Source organism: Pseudomonas sp. GL-RE-29 (assembly GCF_019947275.1).
In the GTDB taxonomy this organism is placed as follows: Bacteria; Pseudomonadota; Gammaproteobacteria; order Pseudomonadales; family Pseudomonadaceae; genus Aquipseudomonas; species Aquipseudomonas fluorescens_A.
In genome coordinates, this window is record NZ_JAGYGD010000038.1 from 47,111 (window position 1) to 62,404 (window position 15,294).

The window sequence follows — 15,294 nt, forward strand, 5'->3', positions numbered from 1 at the left end:
ATGGGTTCAGTCGAGTTCCAGCACCACGACGCGCTGTCCGGCACGCACCGCCGAACCCGGTTGCACGCGGATCTCCCGGACCACGCCGGCCATCGGCGCGAGCAGCGGGATTTCCATCTTCATCGACTCCAGAATCACCAGCACATCACCGGCCTCGACCCGGCTGCCAGCCTCGACCTGCACCTGCCAAAGGTTGCCGGCGATGTGGCTGTCGACGCTCTGTTGACCGTTGGCCAACGGTGCGTCCTCACTCGCTTCGGGAACCAGTTCTTCGCTGTCGAAATGCGCCTGGCCGCTGGCGATCCAGCGCTCACGTTCGGCGTTGAACGCGCCTTGTTGCTGCTCGCGAAACGCGGCGATGGTTTCGGCTTCTTTCGCCAGAAACGCCTGGTAATCCGCCAGGTTCAACTGACTGTGTTCGATGTTCAGGTCGAAGCGCCCGAGGGGGAAATCCCGGCGTATGCGCAGCAGTTCATCGGCGCTGACCGGGTAGAAGCGGATCTGATCGAAGAAGCGCAACAGCCATGGCTTGCCATCGAACGCAGCGACTTCGCGGTAGCGGTTCCACATCTGCAAGGTCCGCCCCACGAACTGATAACCGCCCGGGCCTTCCATGCCGTACACGCACATGTAGGCGCCACCGATGCCCACCGAGTTTTCCGCGGTCCAGGTGCGGGCCGGGTTGTATTTGGTGGTCACCAGGCGATGGCGCGGATCGAGCGGGGTGGCGACCGGCGCGCCGAGGTAAACGTCGCCCAGGCCCATCACCAGGTAGCTGGCGTCGAACACCGTACGCTGCACTTCGTCGAGATTCGGCAGGTCGTTGATGCGACGGATGAACTCCAGATTGCTCGGGCACCACGGCGCGTCCTTGCGCACGGTGGTCATGTATTTCTCGATGGCGAGCTGACAGGCCGGGTCGTCCCAGGACAGCGGCAAATGAACGATACGCGATGGGACTTGCAGGTCCTTGGCGGCGCACACGGCGTCCCATTCGCCAGCGACGATGCCGAGCAGATCGGCCAGCGGCAGTTGCTCGGGTTGGTAGTGCACTTGCAGTGAACGGATGCCCGGCGTCAGGTCGATCACGCCGTGCAGGGTTTTGCTTTCCAGCGCTTGCATCAGGGCGTGGGCGCGGAAGCGCAGGACGAGGTCGAGTTCCGGTGCGCCGATTTCCAGGAGCAAATTCGTATCGCCCGAAAGTCGTGCAACCAGCCGCGTATCCCCCTGGCCCAACTCCAAAACAACAGGCGACACAATCCCCTGTGGGAACACATCCCCTGTGGCGAGCGAGCTTGCTCGCGCTGGGTCGCGCAGCGGCCCCAATCCCAAGGATTCGGTTACTTCAGCCACACCATAGGTGCCTGATTGCGAGTGCTGCGCACTCGAGCGGGAGCAAGCTCCCTCGCCACGCAGGCTCTGTGTTGCCAGCTTACGAGCGGTCTTGATGTCGACAGGTGAGAACTGCACCTTGTCCCCAGCCTTCAACTGCCCCAACTGCCAAAGATCCGCCTCGATCACCGTCACCGGGCACACAAAACCACCCAGGCTTGGGCCGTCCGGGCCGAGGATCACCGGCATGTCACCGGTGAAATCCACTGCGCCAATCGCGTACGGATTGTCATGAATGTTCGACGGATGCAGCCCGGCCTCGCCCCCGTCGGCACGCACCCATTCCGGCTTCGGCCCGATCAGGCGCACGCCGGTGCGACTGGAGTTGAAATGCACTTCCCACTGCGTCGCGAAGAAGGTTCCGATGTAATTTTCGGTGAAGTATTCCGGTGCGCCGTGTGGGCCGTAAATCACCCGAATCTGCCGCACGGTTGGCAGCTCGCTGACCTGAGTTTCAGGCAATTGCGCACCGACGTTGCGGTCACTCAAGGCCGGCACATGCAGCACGTCCCCGGCCCGCAAGGCACGACCACCATGCCCGCCAAACTGGCCGAGGGTGAAGGTGCTTTTGCTGCCCAGATAATCCGGCACCTGCAGGCCACCGCGCAGGCTCAGGTAGCTGCGAGCGCCGGCCCCGGCAATCGTGCCGAGGCTCAGTGTCGCGCCGGCCGGAACCAGCACTGCGCTGTTCATCGGCACGCTTTCGCCGTTCAGTGACAGCGGAATTACCGCACCTGTGACCGCAACCACGGCGTCACAATTGAAGCGCAGCAATGGCCCGCTCATGGTGATTTCCAGTGCGGCGGCGCCTTCCTCGTTACCCAGCAACAGGTTGCCCAAACGCAACGCGCGACTGTCCATTGGTCCCGACGGCGGCACGCCTACGGCCCAATAGCCGAGACGACCGGGATAGTCCTGAACGCTGGTCTGCGTGCCGGCGCTGAGCACTTCGAAGGTGTTGGCCTGATACACCAGACCTTCCAGGCAACGGGTCCACGGTTGGCCGCTGGCGAAAGGCGCATCGAGGAGAATCTGCCGCAGGTAATCGCGGTTGGTTTCTACTCCGTAGAGCTGGCTGTCGCCCAGTGCTTGATGCAGATCGGCAGCTGCTTGCTCGCGGGTCGATGCCCAACTGATGACCTTGGCGATCATCGGATCGAAGTAGGGCGGAATCTCGCAACCAGCCTCGACCCAGGTGTCGATGCGCAGTTGTTTGCCGTTGGCGGGTGGGAAATTCACCGCGGTCAACAACCCCGGACTTGGCTGGAAATCCCGACCCGGATCTTCCGCATACAACCGCGCCTGAATCGCGTGGCCCTCGGGTTTGAGACCTTGGCTCAATTCGCTTAGCGGCGGCAGATCACCGGCGGCCAATTGCACCATCCAGCGCACCAGATCGACGCCCCACACCTGTTCAGTGACGCCGTGTTCCACCTGCAAACGCGTGTTCACTTCGAGGAAATAGAAGCGCTGGGCGTCGCTGTCGAAGACGAATTCGACGGTGCCGGCGCTGCGGTAATTCACGGCTTTGGCCAGTTTGATCGCCGCCGCGCACAGCTCATCGGCCATGCCTTCGGGCAGGTTCGGCGCTGGGGTTTCTTCGAGGACTTTCTGGTTGCGCCGCTGTACCGAACAATCACGGACGCCGAGGGCAATCACTTCGCCACGGCCGTCGCCAAACACCTGCACTTCCAGATGCCTGGCGCGCTGGATGTACTTCTCGATAAACACGCCGGCATCGCTGAAGTTGTTCTGGCCGAGGCGCTTCACCGCCTCGAAGGACTCGCTCAGTTCGGCAGCGCTGCGGCACACGCGCATGCCGATGCCGCCACCGCCAGCGGTGCTCTTGAGCATCACCGGGTAGCCGACTTGCTCGCCGGCAATCAGCGCAGCGTCGAGGCTGTCGAGCAACTCGGTGCCCTCGAGCATCGGCACGCCGTGTTGCTTGGCCAGCGCGCGGGCGGTGTGCTTGAGGCCGAACACCCGCAGTTGTCCTGGGGTTGGGCCGATGAAAGCGATGTCGGCGGCTTCGCAGGCTTCAGCGAACGCGGCGTTTTCCGACAGGAAACCGTAGCCGGGATGGATCGCCGTGGCGCCTGTGGCTTTGGCGACAGCGAGGATTTTTTCCACCGCCAGATAAGTTCCGGCCGCCGCGCCTTCGCCGAGGCTGTGGGCTTCATCGGCCTGCAAGATGTGCAGGCTGGCGGCATCGGCTTCGGAGTAAACCGCGACACCGGCGACGTGCAGTTCACGCAAGGTGCGCAGGATGCGGCAGGCAATCGCGCCACGGTTGGCAATCAGGACTTTTTCGAACATGGCATAACCCCTGAAGGGGATGCGGGCCGTCCCGCAGTTTTTCTTGATGCATCCGGGCCGTCCCGGATGAAAAAATTCACATCAACTGTGGGAGCTGGCTTGCCAGCGATAGGGGGGTGTCAGTCGACATCATTGTTGAATGCACTGGCCCAATCGCTGGCAAGCCAGCTCCTACAGGGTTAATGGTGTTCTGGAGATTTGAGGCACTGGCCTGAGCGGGCCTGGCACAGGGCGAACAACCATTTCCGTAAACGGCTGAGTTTCAGTTCCATACCAGCAGCTCCGCAGGTGTCGGGTTGTAGGCGTTGCACGGGTTGTTCAGTTGCGGGCAGTTGGAGATCAGCACGATCACGTCCATTTCGGCGCGCAGGTCGACGTATTTGCCCGGTGCGGAAATCCCGTCTTCGAACGTCAGGCCGCCGTCAGCGGTGACCGGTACGTTCATGAAGAAATTGATGTTCGGCCCGATGTCGCCCTTGCCCAGGCGCCCGTCGTGGACGCAGGCGCGCAGGTAGTTGTCGCGGCAACTGTGCATGTAGCGTTTTTCCAGGGCGTAGCGCACGGTGTTGCTCTCCTGCGCGCAGGCGCCGCCGAGGGTGTCGTGGCGGCCGCAGGTGTCGGCGACGATGGTCAGCATCGGTTTGCCGAGGTTGGAGTAGAGCACGCTGCCGGTGCTCAGGTAGACGCTGTTCTGCCGACGCAAAGTGCGTTGCACGTCGTAGCGTTCCTTGGGATTGGCCACGCTGTAAAACAGCGTGTCGACGGCTTGATTGCCTTCCAGATCGAGAATGCGCAAGGTCTGGCCGGCCTTGACCTCCATCAGCCAGGGTTCGCCGGCGGGGATGGTGGCGCGGTAGATCGCGGTTTCTGGCAGCTTCTCAGCAGTGACGATAGCGAGTGACATGGCAGCGATCCTCAAGCGAACAGACGGTCGGTGTTGATGAAGCCGCGCTCGTTTTCCGGGCGCGAGGTGCGGCAGTGTTCGGCGACGCTGGCGTCGGCGTTCATCCAGCTCAACTTCAATGGTTTCGGTGCGTATTGCGGCGACGGGTCCATCGGGTGTTGCAGGGCGGTGAGCACCACCAGGGTGTCCATTGGTGCGTACAATTCGATGTAATCACCGGCCTTGGAGTTGCCCTCGACAAAGTGGAAGCGCCCGGCGTCATCGACGTTGACGCGGCTGAACAGGTTGAGGGTCATCAGCAGATCCGACAGGCCCAGACCCCACTTGCCCAGTTCCACCAACAGGTTGTCAGTGCCGTTGCGGAAGAAGCCGTTGCGCAGTTCCTGGTAGCGCCCGGCGCCGTATTTTTCGGTGACTTCTTCAGCGCAAAGCACGCCGCCGAGGCTGTCGCTCCAGCCGCAGGTGTCCGCGGTGATCGCGGCCAAAACGCGACCCATGTCCGAGTACAGGCAATGGCCGGTGGTGAGCTTGGCCGTGTGTTGGCATTTGAGGCTGTCAGGCAGGTTCAGGCGTTCGGTTTTTTCGTTGGCGTTGAGCAGCGTCAGGCTGACGTTGGCGCCGCCACGGATATCCGTCAGGCGCAGCAATTGGCCGCGTTTCAGCACGAAGGAACGATGGCCACCGCCGGGAAGCATTTCTTCGGCGAAGGGCGGGAACAGTTGAGTCGAATCAGTCATTTTCAAAATTCCTCTAAGCGATACGAAGCGTGCCCGCCAGTGGCACCGGCAAGGCGTCGACGGCGGCACGGGTGGCGCGGCGGTCGCTGTTCAAAGGGATGTCGTAAGTGATGCGGGCGCCATAGGCACCCGGGGCATGCGGGTCGACGCGGACCTTGTCGAACACCAGCAAACGGGTGCCGAGGCTGAAACCTTCGGACAGGTCATGGGTGACCATGAACACCGTCAGTTGCGTCTCGCGCCACAGCTCCAGCAGCAAGGCGTGCATGTCTTTGCGGATGCCCGGATCGAGGGCGCCGAACGGTTCGTCGAGCAGCAACACCCGCGGCTTCATGATCAGCGCCTGGGCGATGGCCAGCCGTTGCTGCATGCCGCCGGAGAGCTGCGCCGGGTACTTGTCCAGCGAGTGCCCGAGGCCGACTTTGTGCAGCAGCACCGACGCCTGCTCGCGAGCCTCGCGTTTGGCGCTGCCGAACAACCGACCCAGCAGCGGCGAGCGTGGCAATTCAAGGCCCAGGGCAACGTTGTCCAGCACGCTCAGGTGCGGGAACACCGAGTAGCGCTGGAACACCACGCCACGACTGGAGTCCGGCTCCCCGGCCAAGGGTTGGCCGTCGAGCAGGATCTCGCCGCGACTGGCGCGTTCCTGACCCAGCAGCAAACGCAGGAAGGTCGATTTGCCGCAACCGGAGGCGCCGACCAACGTGCAGAACTCACCCTCGTTGATGTTCAGGTTCAGCCCTTCGAGCACCACCTGATCGGCGTATTGCTGCCAGACGTTTTTCACCGTGATAAAGCTCATGCCCGCGCTCCTTCGTACCAAGGGAACGCACGTTGGGTCAGGCGCTTGAGGCCCCAATCCATCAGCCAGGCGAGCAGGGTGATCCACACCACGTAGGGCAGGATTACGTCCATCGCCAGGTAGCGGCGCACGAGGAAGATCCGGTAACCGAGCCCGTCGGTGGAGGCAATGGCTTCGGCGGCAATCAGGAACAGCCACGCCGAACCGAGCATCAGTCGCAGCGAGATCAACAATCGTGGCAGTAATTGCGGCAGCACCACGCGCAGCATCAGGGTCCAGGTCGAAGCGCCGAGGGTCTGGGCCTTGATCAGCAACTCCACAGGGATTTCCCGGGCGCGCTGTTCCAGATCCCGGGCCAGCGCCGGGGTGATGCCGATGACGATCAGCATCACTTTCGACAACTCGCCCAACCCGAAAACGATGAACAGGATCGGCAGGATCGCCAGCGGCGGCACCATCGACAGCACCGTCAGCAATGGCGACAACGGCGCGCCGAACAGCGGCAGGGTGCCTGCGGCCATGCCCAGGCACAGTCCGGCCAGAGCGCTGATGCCAAGGCCGATGGCCAGGCGCCGCAGGCTCGATGCGGTGTCTTGCCAGAGCAGGTATTCACCGGTGCGACTGTCGGCGACGAAAGCCAGGCGCTTCACGGCGTCGGTCATTTGCACGGCGCTCGGTAGCAGTTTGTCGTTGGGGTTGTCCGTCAGCCGTTCGGCCGAGCCCATGAAATAAGCGAACAGCACCAGGGCGAACGGCAGGATCACCAACAACAGGCGACTTGGGCGATCCGGGTGGCGATTGATCAGGCGCATGGCCAAGTCCTCTTCTTACAACTTGGCGTCAGCGGCCATCTGCACGTAACTCGGATCGAAGCGCAGCTTGAGGTTGCCCTTGTCGCCGCTGGTCACGCCGTTGGCGAAGGCCATGCCGACCGCGCTGGTGTCCTTGGCGCCTTCACCCAGCAAGCCGTGCTGGAAGGAGAACTCGGCGACCTTGCGCATGGTTTCCGGCAGTTGCTTGCTGGTGCTGAAGGCCAGGGCTTCTTGCGGCGTGGCGAACAGCTTGGTGGTGTCCAGCTGCGCCTGGAATCCGGCCAGGTCGGTGCCCGAGGCTTTGGCCATGTGTTCGAGGGCGGCTTTGCTCGCGGCATTTTTCGCGTTCATCAACTCGACCACTTCAAACCAGGCGCCGGTCAGCGCTTTACCGAGGGCCGGGTTGTCTTTAAGGGTGGCGCTGTTGACCACCATCATGTCCATGATTTCGCCGGGGATCTGGCTGGAGTTGAACACTTCGGTCACCGCAGGCTTGGCCTTGATGTCCGAGAGCATCGGGTTCCAGGTGGTGACGGCGTTGACCTGATCGGTATTGAAGGCCGCCGAGATATCGGCGTCGGAGGTGTTGACCACTTTCAGGTCTTTCTCGGTGAGGTCCACCGAATCCAGGGCTCGGGCCAGCAGGTAGTGGGAAACTGACAGCTCCACCAGGTTGACGTCCATGCCCTTGAGGTCGGTGATTTTCTTGCCTTCGCCCTTGAGGACGATGCCGTCATTGCCGTTGGAGAAGTCGCTGACGATCAGCGCGGTGCTGTCGACGCCACCGGCGGCCGGAATGGTCAGCGCATCCATGTTGGTCATGGTGCAGCCGTCGAACTGACCGGCGGTGTACTGGTTGATCGACTCCACGTAGTCGTTGAGCTGCACCACATCAATCTTGATGCCGTACTTCTTCGCCCATTTGTCGACGATGCCTTGGCTGCCGGCGTATTCCCAGGGCATCCAGCCGGCATAGATCGTCCAGCAGACGCTGAAGTGGTCTTTTTGCGCGGCTTGGGATGAGAAGCTCACGAGGGCTGCGAACGCAGCGGCGAGCAGGGCGGATAAACGAATCTGGGACATGGTGGTTCTCCAGTTGATCAAGGGCGGGCAGAAGGCAACGCGGCACCGCGAACGGTGGCTTGTCTCCCGGGCTTTTGTCCCGCCGTGTAACCTCAACTGGAGGTCGCCAACTCTCGGACCAGTCACTCGCGAAGCGAGCCGGAACCCTAGTCAGCCATTGCAAATTGTGGTGCCGCGAACCTGGTGATGACTCCTGCACACATTTGGTAAAGCGAGAGCCGTGCCAAGTCGGCTCAGACGCTCTGGCACGGGCATCGTGCGTTTGGTATGTGGCGACGGGAAGGTTGGGCCGCATTCTGATGGTGCGTCGATGCACCGCAATGGATCGTTACTGCGACTGGGAAGATGAAAAACCTTTCATCGGTGAGATGTTTCAACTTGTTGCGGTAGCGCACCAGAAATTGAAATTGATGTCTGATCTATCGACAGTCACCGAATAATTGACTGTCGCCTGCCAGCGTCGCTGGTATGGCTCACTCGCGGTCCAGGAGGCCGCCATGCTCGACCAAAAAACGCTGCGCCGAATTCTACTGATTGCTGTATTGGGATTGTCCCTGGGTGGGTGCGTACCGTATTCCGATGGAGGAGCCAGTTACTACAGTTCAGAGGTTTACACCTCGCCAGCGCCTTATTACGCGGGCGGCAACTCTTACTATTCCAACGGCGGCGGTTACTACACGCCACCGCGCCGGTATTACGCGCCGCCAGCGCGCTATTACCAGCCAACCCCGCGCTATTACCACCAGCCGCGGGTCTATCAACCGGCACCGCGCTATTACCAACCGGCACCTCGTTATCATCAGGCCCGACCCGATTACCGGGCACATCAAAATCAAGGTTGGGACGGCCGTAACCGTGGCGGCTGGAACAATGATTACCGTGGCGGACGCAACAACAATCACAGCGGACGCGGTGACAACAACAACCGAAGTAACCACGACGGACGTGGCGATCACAACGGCCGGGGCAACTACCGTTAATCACGCAAACAAAAAAAGCGGCGCATCAAGCGCCGCTTTTTTGTGCCCGGATTTCAGTAATCCGAAAGATCCGCCAGAGGATGGCGACCTTCCCAAGCCTTGTGGAAATGCGCCTCCACCACGGCATCCGGCACATTATTAATGTCCGGCCAGTGCCAGCGGGGTTTCTGGTCCTTGTCGATCAACCGTGCGCGCACCCCTTCGCTGAACTCCGGATGACGACAGCAGTTGAGGCTCAGGGTGTATTCCATCAAAAAGACCTGGGCCAGTGACATATGTCGGGCGCGGACGATCTGTTCCCATACCAGATGAGCGGTCAGCGGCGAGCCTTCGCTCATGGTCTTCGCCGCGCGGCTGAGCAGCATGTCGGTGTTGTCACGTAATTGGCTGATGGCCTTCCATGCGCAGCGCACATCACTGACATCCAGCAATTCGTCGATCTGCTGGCGCCGAGGCAGCCATTGGGCTGGCGGCATCTGCGCGACCGCTTCCTGCTGCAAGGCCTTGAGCAGACTGTTGAGCTGCATCGGCGTCTGTTCCTGCCAGTTCAATTGCAGCAGGCCTTCAATCAGATCTTCCTGCTGTTCATCGAGCAGGAAACGGTCAGCCAGGTCCAGATCAATCGCGTCGCGACCGTTCATGTGGGCGCCGGTCAAGCCGAGAAACAATCCGAGCTTGCCCGGCAGCCGCGACAGAAACCAACTGGCGCCGACGTCCGGATACAGCCCAATGCTGATTTCCGGCATCGCCAGTCGACTGCTCGGCGTGACAATCCGGATACTCGCTCCCTGCAGCAGGCCCATGCCGCCGCCGAGCACATACCCATGGCCCCAGCAGATCAGCGGTTTGGGGTAGGTGTGCAGGCTGAAGTCCAGGCGATATTCCGCAGCGAAGAAGTGCGCGGCCAACGGCGGCACTTCGCCGGGATGCTCTCGGCAGGCCTCCACCAGGCGGCGTACTTCACCGCCGGCGCAGAAAGCCTTGGCGCCATTGCCACGCAACAAAACGCAGACGATTTGCGGTTCCTTGGCCCAAGCGTCCAACTGATCGCGCAGGGCGCCAATCATCGGTAGGGACAGGGCATTCAGCGACTTTTCGGCATCCAGCGTGGCGACGCCGATGCGGGCGCCGTCGGTGCCGGTGAGTTCTTCGAAGTGCAGATTCATCGTGACCTCGATCGGGAATTTGAGGGTTAAGTATGATCGCTGTGTGGGAAAGTGCCGGATCTGCGTCAGATCAATTGACAAGCGTTGTGGGCTTTCCTAGGGTTCGCCCCATTGATTTTTCCGGGTATGACCATGACTGCTGACGACCGTATCAAACTCGAACCGAGCTGGAAGGAGGCACTGCGTGCCGAATTCGACCAGCCCTACATGGCAGAGTTGCGAAACTTCCTGCAAGAGGAGCGGGCGGCCGGCAAGGAGATCTACCCACCGGGCCCAATGATCTTCAACGCACTCAACTCGACGCCGCTGGACAAGGTCAAGGTCGTCATCCTCGGTCAGGACCCGTATCACGGTCCGGGCCAGGCCCATGGCTTGTGCTTCTCTGTGCAACCGGGCGTGCCGGCACCACCGTCGTTGGTGAACATCTATAAAGAATTGAAGCGCGACCTGAACATCGACATTCCCAATCATGGTTATTTGCAGAGCTGGGCGGATCAGGGCGTGTTGATGCTTAACACCACCATGACGGTCGAGCGTGCCAATGCCAACGCGCACAAGGACAAGGGCTGGCAGTTTTTCACCGATCGGATCATTGAAGTGGTCAGCCAGCAGCAGCCGCATCTGGTGTTCATGCTGTGGGGCGCCCATGCCCAGAGCAAGCAGAAATTGATCGATGCGACCAAGCATCTGGTGCTGACCTCGGTACACCCGTCGCCACTGTCGGCCTATCGCGGCTTCCTTGGTTGCGGGCACTTCAGCCGGACCAACAAGTTTCTGGAACAGAATGGCGAAACGCCGATCGAGTGGCGATTGCCGCCGGTTTGAAGGTGGGGATAGGGGCTTTTGTGGCGAGGGAGCTTGCTCCCGCTGGGCTGCGAAGCAGCCCCAAATCCTGTTACCTGATTTCTTCTGACAGACCGCGCACATAGGTTTTACGACTGCTGCGCAGTCGAGCGGGAGCAAGCTCCCTCGCCACCGGTCTAACTGTCTGAATCGGGATTTCGGTTCCAATACTTGAACAACGGCTCCGCCAGAAACAACACAAACAACAGCCGCATCACCTGCATCGCCGTCACCAACGGCACCGACAATTGCAGGGTCTCTGCCGTCAGGCTCATCTCCGCAATCCCGCCGGGCATCATGCCCAGCGTCAGCGAGCGCAGATCCAGATGGGTTAACGCACTCAACCCTAATGCCGCCGCCGAGGCGATCAGCATGGTCAACACCGTGCCGATCAACGTCCGCCCCATGAACGAAGGCGCACGCCGGAAAAACTGCCGGTTGAAGTGACAGCCCAACCCGCTGCCGATCAGCCATTGGCCGATCTGGCTGCCTCCGTTGGGCAACCCGATATGCAGATCCCAACCGATACTCACCGCTGCACTGAGCAGCAATGGTCCAAACAGCCAAGGATTGGGCTGACGCAATCGCTCCCAGATCCACGCCGCCAAAGCGCCAGCGGGGAACAGCAGAGCCAGCCAGCGCCAGTCCACAGCAGTGGCATGCAGCACCGGCGCACCGTCGCCCAATAAATACTTGAACGCCGCCGGCACGCAGAGCACCACCACCAACACCCGCAAACTTTGCCCCGCCGCCACGCGACTGAGCACCGCACCATTGCGGGCACCGAGGTTGACCATCTCTCCGGAGCCGCCGGGCATGCTGGAGAAAAACGCGGTGGCGCGATCCTCCCCGGTGCGGCGCATCAACCAGACCCCGACAACAGCGGACAGGCTGGTGACCAACGCACCAAAGAAAATCAAACCGAAATGACTCAGCACCTGCTCCATCACCACCGGGGTGAAGTGCAGGCCGATGCCGATCCCGACAACCCACTGGCCGCATTTGCGGCCGCCAGGGATTTCCGCCAGTTGCCAGGGTGTCAGGCAGCGAACGAGGATTATCGCCAACAACGAGCCGACCATCCACGGCAAAGGCCAGCCGACCTGGCTGGCGAGGAAACCGCCCAGCAGGCCGACCAGCGGGGTGCCCCACCAGGCTTTGAACGGTGTTCGATCAGACATCGGCAATCGCGCGTTGCGCGGCCGAGCGTTTGCGCCAGATGCGCACGACCGGCACCAGCAGCATGACCACGATCAACGCCCAGACACCGACGGTGATCCCGCTGGACCAGAGGATGTCCAGCGAGCCGTTGGAGATCGACAGCGCCCGGCGCAGGTTCTGTTCCATCAAGCCGCCCAGGATGAAACCCAGCAGCACCGGCGACAACGGGAAGTCCAGCTTGCGCAGGATGTAGCCGAAGATGCCGATACCGATCATCAGGAACAGGTCGAACGTGGTGGCATGCACCGCGTACACGCCGATCGCAGTGATGATCGCGATCATAGGCACCAGTGCCCAGTTCGGTACGGCAAGGATTTTGGTAAAGATGCGGATCATCGGGATATTGAGGATCACCAGCATGATGTTGGCGATGAATAACGACGCGATCAGGCCCCAGACGATGTCCGGTTGCTGTTGAAACAGCAGCGGACCTGGCGTGATGTTGTACAGCGACAGTGCGCCGATCATCACCGCCGTGGTGCCAGAACCTGGAACGCCGAGGGTCAGCATCGGCACCAGCGCGCCGCAGGCTTCGGCACCGATGGCGGTTTCCGGGGCTGCGAGGCCGCGCTTGTCGCCCTGGCCGAATTTACCGCTTGGGCCGGCAATACGTTTCTCGGTCATGTAAGCCACGGCACTGGCCAGCGTCGCACCGGCTCCCGGCAGTACGCCCATGATGAAGCCGAGCACACCACAACGCATGTTTACCCAGAACACCGAAGCGGCTTCCTTGAAGTTGAACAGCATGCGCCCGGTGGCCTGGAAGGCTTCCTGGCCACGGTGGGTTTTTTCCAGCAGCAGAAGGATTTCGCTGATGGAAAACAGGCCCAGCACCAGCACCACGAATTGAATGCCGTCGGTGAGGTGGATGTTGTCGCCGGTGAAGCGGTACACACCGCTGTTGGCATCAATGCCGACCGTCGACAGGAACAGTCCGATCAGTGCGGCGATAAAGGTCTTGAGCGGACGATCGCCGGCCATTCCGCCCAGACAGACAATCGCAAACACCATCAGCACGAAGTATTCCGCCGGGCCAAAGGCAATTGCCCATTTCGCCAGTATCGGCGCGAACACTACCATGCCGCAGGTGGCGATGAACGCGCCGATGAACGAACTCCAGGCCGACAGCGACAGCGCCACACCGGCCAGGCCTTGACGGGCCATCGGGTAGCCGTCGAGCGTCGTCATCACGGTGGAGGCTTCGCCGGGAATGTTCAGCAGGATCGAACTGATGCGGCCGCCGTATTCGCAACCCAGGTACACCGCCGCCAGCAGGATCAGCGCCGACTCCGGTGGCAGGCCCAGTGCGAAGGCAATCGGGATCAGCAACGCCACGCCGTTGATCGGCCCCAGCCCCGGCAGCAGGCCGACGACGGTACCGATCAATGTGCCGCTGAGCGCGGTCACCAGGTTGTAAGGGGTCAGTGCGACGCCGAAGCCGTGACTCAAATAACCAAGGGTATCCATATCAGTTCTCCAGAACGTCGAGCAGGCCCAGAGGCAGTGGCACGTCCATGACTTTGTCGAACAGCAGGTACAGGCCGACGCTCATCAGGCTGATGATCACGACGCCCGGCAACCAGCGCCCGCCGTACAGGCGCGCCATCGGAATGCCAACCAGCATGCTGCTGAGGATGAAGCCCAGCGGTTCGAACAGCCCGGCAAAAACCAGCAACAACAGGACGCACACACCGATTTTGGTCAGGGTTTCACGATCCATCGGTGGATCTTCATCGGTGTGCTTGATCGGCGAAGGGCGAAACACCATGTACACCAGCGCGAGGCCCATCAGCCCCAGCATCAACAGGGGAAAGGCACGCGGGCCGATAGGTTCGTAGGAAAAAGGCGCCTGGTAAGGTATGGCCATCGCCACCAGGCTGAGGCAGGCCAGCAACAGCACCGAAGCAAAAATGCGTTGTAAGAGCATGAGGAACTCCTGTGCCGCGACCCCGCCAAACGGAGCCGCAGCCGCTAGACAGAGGCGATCACTGGATCAGGCCGAACTCTTTGGCCAGCACTTTGTAGTCCGCAACCTGCTTCTTCACGTAGGTGTCCAGTTCCGGGCCGGTCATGGCGAACGGGAACAGCTCACGCTGATCACGCAGCTTGGCGAACTCAGGCGAGGCCAGCAGTTTGTCGAAGGAGTCTTTCCACCAGGCGTAGTCTTCATCGCTGACTTTCGGCCCGAGGTAGAAACCGCGAACCACCGGCCAGACGATGTCGTAGCCTTGCTCTTTGGCGGTCGGGATGTCTTTCATTTCCGGCTCGTCGAGACGCTTCTCGGAGAACACCGCCAGCAGGCGCATGTCGCCGCTCTGGATGTGCGGCATGGAGTCGGAAATGTCGGTGCTGCCAACCTGAATGTGGCCGCCGAGCAGGGCCGTGGCGATTTCGCCGCCGCCTTCGAGTGCGACGTAACGCAGGTCACGCGGGTTGATCCCGGCGGCCTTGGCGATCAGGGCGGTTTGCATCCAGTCCTGGCTGCCGACGGTGCCGCCGGAACCGATCACCACTTTGCTCGGATCTTTCTTCAGCGCCTGTACCAGATCGTCGAGGGTCTTGTAGGGCGAATCGCTTTTCACTGCGATGGCGCCGTAGCTGGTCCCGACGGCAGCGAGCCAGCGCACGTTGGTTTCATCGAAACGACCGAACTTGCCTTGGGCCAGGTTCAACAGCGAACCGCTGGACCAGGCCACCAGCGTGCCAGCATCGGCCGGACGCTGGGCGACCACCGCGTTGTAGGCCACGGCGCCAACACCGCCGGGCATATAGGTCACGCGCATCGGCTTGGTCAGCAGTTTTTCGTTGACCAGCGCGCTTTGCGCCAGCTTGCAGGTCAGGTCGAAACCACCACCCGGGGAGGCCGGTGCGATGCATTCCGGGCGTTTAGGCTCGGCCATCAGTTGGCCGGCAAACAGCATGCAGCTGGCGGCGAGGGCGAAACGGCGCAGTGATCGATTCATTTTTTTCTCCACGGGAGTTGTTGTTATTGGGGATGTTTCAGGTGCGGCGGTTTCGCTTCGCGCAGCCGATAACGG

13 protein-coding genes and 1 riboswitch are annotated in these 15,294 nt (G+C 61.5%); of the genes, 2 read left to right on the top strand and 11 right to left on the bottom strand.

The genetic code is table 11. The features are described from left to right. Positions 1-6 precede the first annotated feature (6 nt). From uca to KGB21_RS24955, 6 genes are all read right to left on the bottom strand, one after another. Positions 7-3,708 carry an urea carboxylase gene (gene uca / locus KGB21_RS24930; RefSeq protein ID WP_223507021.1) on the bottom strand — a complete coding sequence of 1,234 codons (3,702 nt, stop codon included), beginning with the start codon at positions 3,706-3,708 and terminating at the stop codon, positions 7-9. A 262-nt stretch (positions 3,709-3,970) separates the two neighbouring features. After that, entirely contained in the window at positions 3,971-4,612 is a 642-nt protein-coding gene (locus KGB21_RS24935; RefSeq protein ID WP_223507022.1) for an urea amidolyase associated protein UAAP2, read from the bottom strand. A gap of 11 nt (positions 4,613-4,623) precedes the next feature. Next, on the bottom strand, positions 4,624-5,349 hold the full coding sequence (locus KGB21_RS24940) for an urea amidolyase associated protein UAAP1 (protein ID WP_223507023.1): 726 nt from the start codon (positions 5,347-5,349) through the stop codon (positions 4,624-4,626). A gap of 13 nt (positions 5,350-5,362) precedes the next feature. Beyond that, the gene (locus KGB21_RS24945; protein WP_223507024.1) at positions 5,363-6,151 is read right to left on the bottom strand and encodes an ABC transporter ATP-binding protein; all 789 of its coding nucleotides are present in this window, start codon (positions 6,149-6,151) and stop codon (positions 5,363-5,365) included. Beyond that, positions 6,148-6,963 carry an ABC transporter permease gene (locus KGB21_RS24950; RefSeq protein WP_034150078.1) on the bottom strand — a complete coding sequence of 272 codons (816 nt, stop codon included), beginning with the start codon at positions 6,961-6,963 and terminating at the stop codon, positions 6,148-6,150. Before KGB21_RS24950 ends, KGB21_RS24945 begins: the two co-directional genes overlap by 4 nt. A 15-nt stretch (positions 6,964-6,978) precedes the next feature. Then, a complete protein-coding gene (locus tag KGB21_RS24955) occupies positions 6,979-8,046 on the bottom strand; it encodes a putative urea ABC transporter substrate-binding protein (protein WP_223507025.1) in 1,068 nt (355 codons plus the stop codon). Positions 8,047-8,107: 61 nt separating this feature from the next. Then, positions 8,108-8,207, bottom strand: a riboswitch (guanidine-I (ykkC/yxkD leader). 336 nt (positions 8,208-8,543) lie between these two features. Between KGB21_RS24955 and KGB21_RS24960 the strand changes: the two genes are divergently transcribed. Continuing rightward, positions 8,544-9,026, top strand: coding sequence for a hypothetical protein (locus KGB21_RS24960; protein WP_034150076.1), 483 nt, complete (start codon positions 8,544-8,546; stop codon positions 9,024-9,026). Between the two features lie 53 nt (positions 9,027-9,079). Here the strand turns inward: KGB21_RS24960 and KGB21_RS24965 are convergent, their stop codons facing one another. Then, entirely contained in the window at positions 9,080-10,192 is a 1,113-nt protein-coding gene (locus tag KGB21_RS24965) for an enoyl-CoA hydratase/isomerase family protein (RefSeq protein WP_034150075.1), read from the bottom strand. A 132-nt stretch (positions 10,193-10,324) separates the two neighbouring features. On the opposite strand from KGB21_RS24965, the gene ung reads away from it, so the two are divergent. Then, on the top strand, positions 10,325-11,017 hold the full coding sequence (ung, locus tag KGB21_RS24970) for a uracil-DNA glycosylase (protein WP_034150131.1): 693 nt from the start codon (positions 10,325-10,327) through the stop codon (positions 11,015-11,017). A gap of 155 nt (positions 11,018-11,172) precedes the next feature. Here the strand turns inward: ung and KGB21_RS24975 are convergent, their stop codons facing one another. From KGB21_RS24975 to KGB21_RS24990, 4 genes are read right to left on the bottom strand one after another with little or no spacing between them, the layout of a single operon-like run. Beyond that, positions 11,173-12,216, bottom strand: coding sequence for an AbrB family transcriptional regulator (locus tag KGB21_RS24975; protein WP_034150074.1), 1,044 nt, complete (start codon positions 12,214-12,216; stop codon positions 11,173-11,175). Next, positions 12,209-13,723: a tripartite tricarboxylate transporter permease gene (locus KGB21_RS24980; protein ID WP_223507026.1), complete on the bottom strand. Its 1,515-nt coding sequence runs from the start codon at positions 13,721-13,723 to the stop codon at positions 12,209-12,211. The genes KGB21_RS24975 and KGB21_RS24980 overlap by 8 nt, the downstream gene beginning before the upstream one ends. A gap of 1 nt (position 13,724) precedes the next feature. Continuing rightward, on the bottom strand, positions 13,725-14,183 hold the full coding sequence (locus KGB21_RS24985) for a tripartite tricarboxylate transporter TctB family protein (RefSeq protein WP_034150072.1): 459 nt from the start codon (positions 14,181-14,183) through the stop codon (positions 13,725-13,727). Between the two features lie 58 nt (positions 14,184-14,241). After that, a complete protein-coding gene (locus KGB21_RS24990; protein WP_223507027.1) occupies positions 14,242-15,219 on the bottom strand; it encodes a Bug family tripartite tricarboxylate transporter substrate binding protein in 978 nt (325 codons plus the stop codon). Positions 15,220-15,294 lie beyond the last annotated feature (75 nt).

What these genes read in the sequence shown, in the direction of transcription:
- uca (WP_223507021.1), bottom strand. Translation starts at nt 3,708, where the DNA reads ATGTTCGAAAAAGTCCTGATTGCCAACCGTGGCGCGATTGCCTGCCGC.
- KGB21_RS24935 (WP_223507022.1), bottom strand. Translation starts at nt 4,612, where the DNA reads ATGTCACTCGCTATCGTCACTGCTGAGAAGCTGCCAGAAACCGCGATC.
- KGB21_RS24940 (WP_223507023.1), bottom strand. Translation starts at nt 5,349, where the DNA reads ATGACTGATTCGACTCAACTGTTCCCGCCCTTCGCCGAAGAAATGCTT.
- KGB21_RS24945 (WP_223507024.1), bottom strand. Translation starts at nt 6,151, where the DNA reads ATGAGCTTTATCACGGTGAAAAACGTCTGGCAGCAATACGCCGATCAG.
- KGB21_RS24950 (WP_034150078.1), bottom strand. Translation starts at nt 6,963, where the DNA reads ATGCGCCTGATCAATCGCCACCCGGATCGCCCAAGTCGCCTGTTGTTG.
- KGB21_RS24955 (WP_223507025.1), bottom strand. Translation starts at nt 8,046, where the DNA reads ATGTCCCAGATTCGTTTATCCGCCCTGCTCGCCGCTGCGTTCGCAGCC.
- KGB21_RS24960 (WP_034150076.1), top strand. Translation starts at nt 8,544, where the DNA reads ATGCTCGACCAAAAAACGCTGCGCCGAATTCTACTGATTGCTGTATTG.
- KGB21_RS24965 (WP_034150075.1), bottom strand. Translation starts at nt 10,192, where the DNA reads ATGAATCTGCACTTCGAAGAACTCACCGGCACCGACGGCGCCCGCATC.
- ung (WP_034150131.1), top strand. Translation starts at nt 10,325, where the DNA reads ATGACTGCTGACGACCGTATCAAACTCGAACCGAGCTGGAAGGAGGCA.
- KGB21_RS24975 (WP_034150074.1), bottom strand. Translation starts at nt 12,216, where the DNA reads ATGTCTGATCGAACACCGTTCAAAGCCTGGTGGGGCACCCCGCTGGTC.
- KGB21_RS24980 (WP_223507026.1), bottom strand. Translation starts at nt 13,723, where the DNA reads ATGGATACCCTTGGTTATTTGAGTCACGGCTTCGGCGTCGCACTGACC.
- KGB21_RS24985 (WP_034150072.1), bottom strand. Translation starts at nt 14,183, where the DNA reads ATGCTCTTACAACGCATTTTTGCTTCGGTGCTGTTGCTGGCCTGCCTC.
- KGB21_RS24990 (WP_223507027.1), bottom strand. Translation starts at nt 15,219, where the DNA reads ATGAATCGATCACTGCGCCGTTTCGCCCTCGCCGCCAGCTGCATGCTG.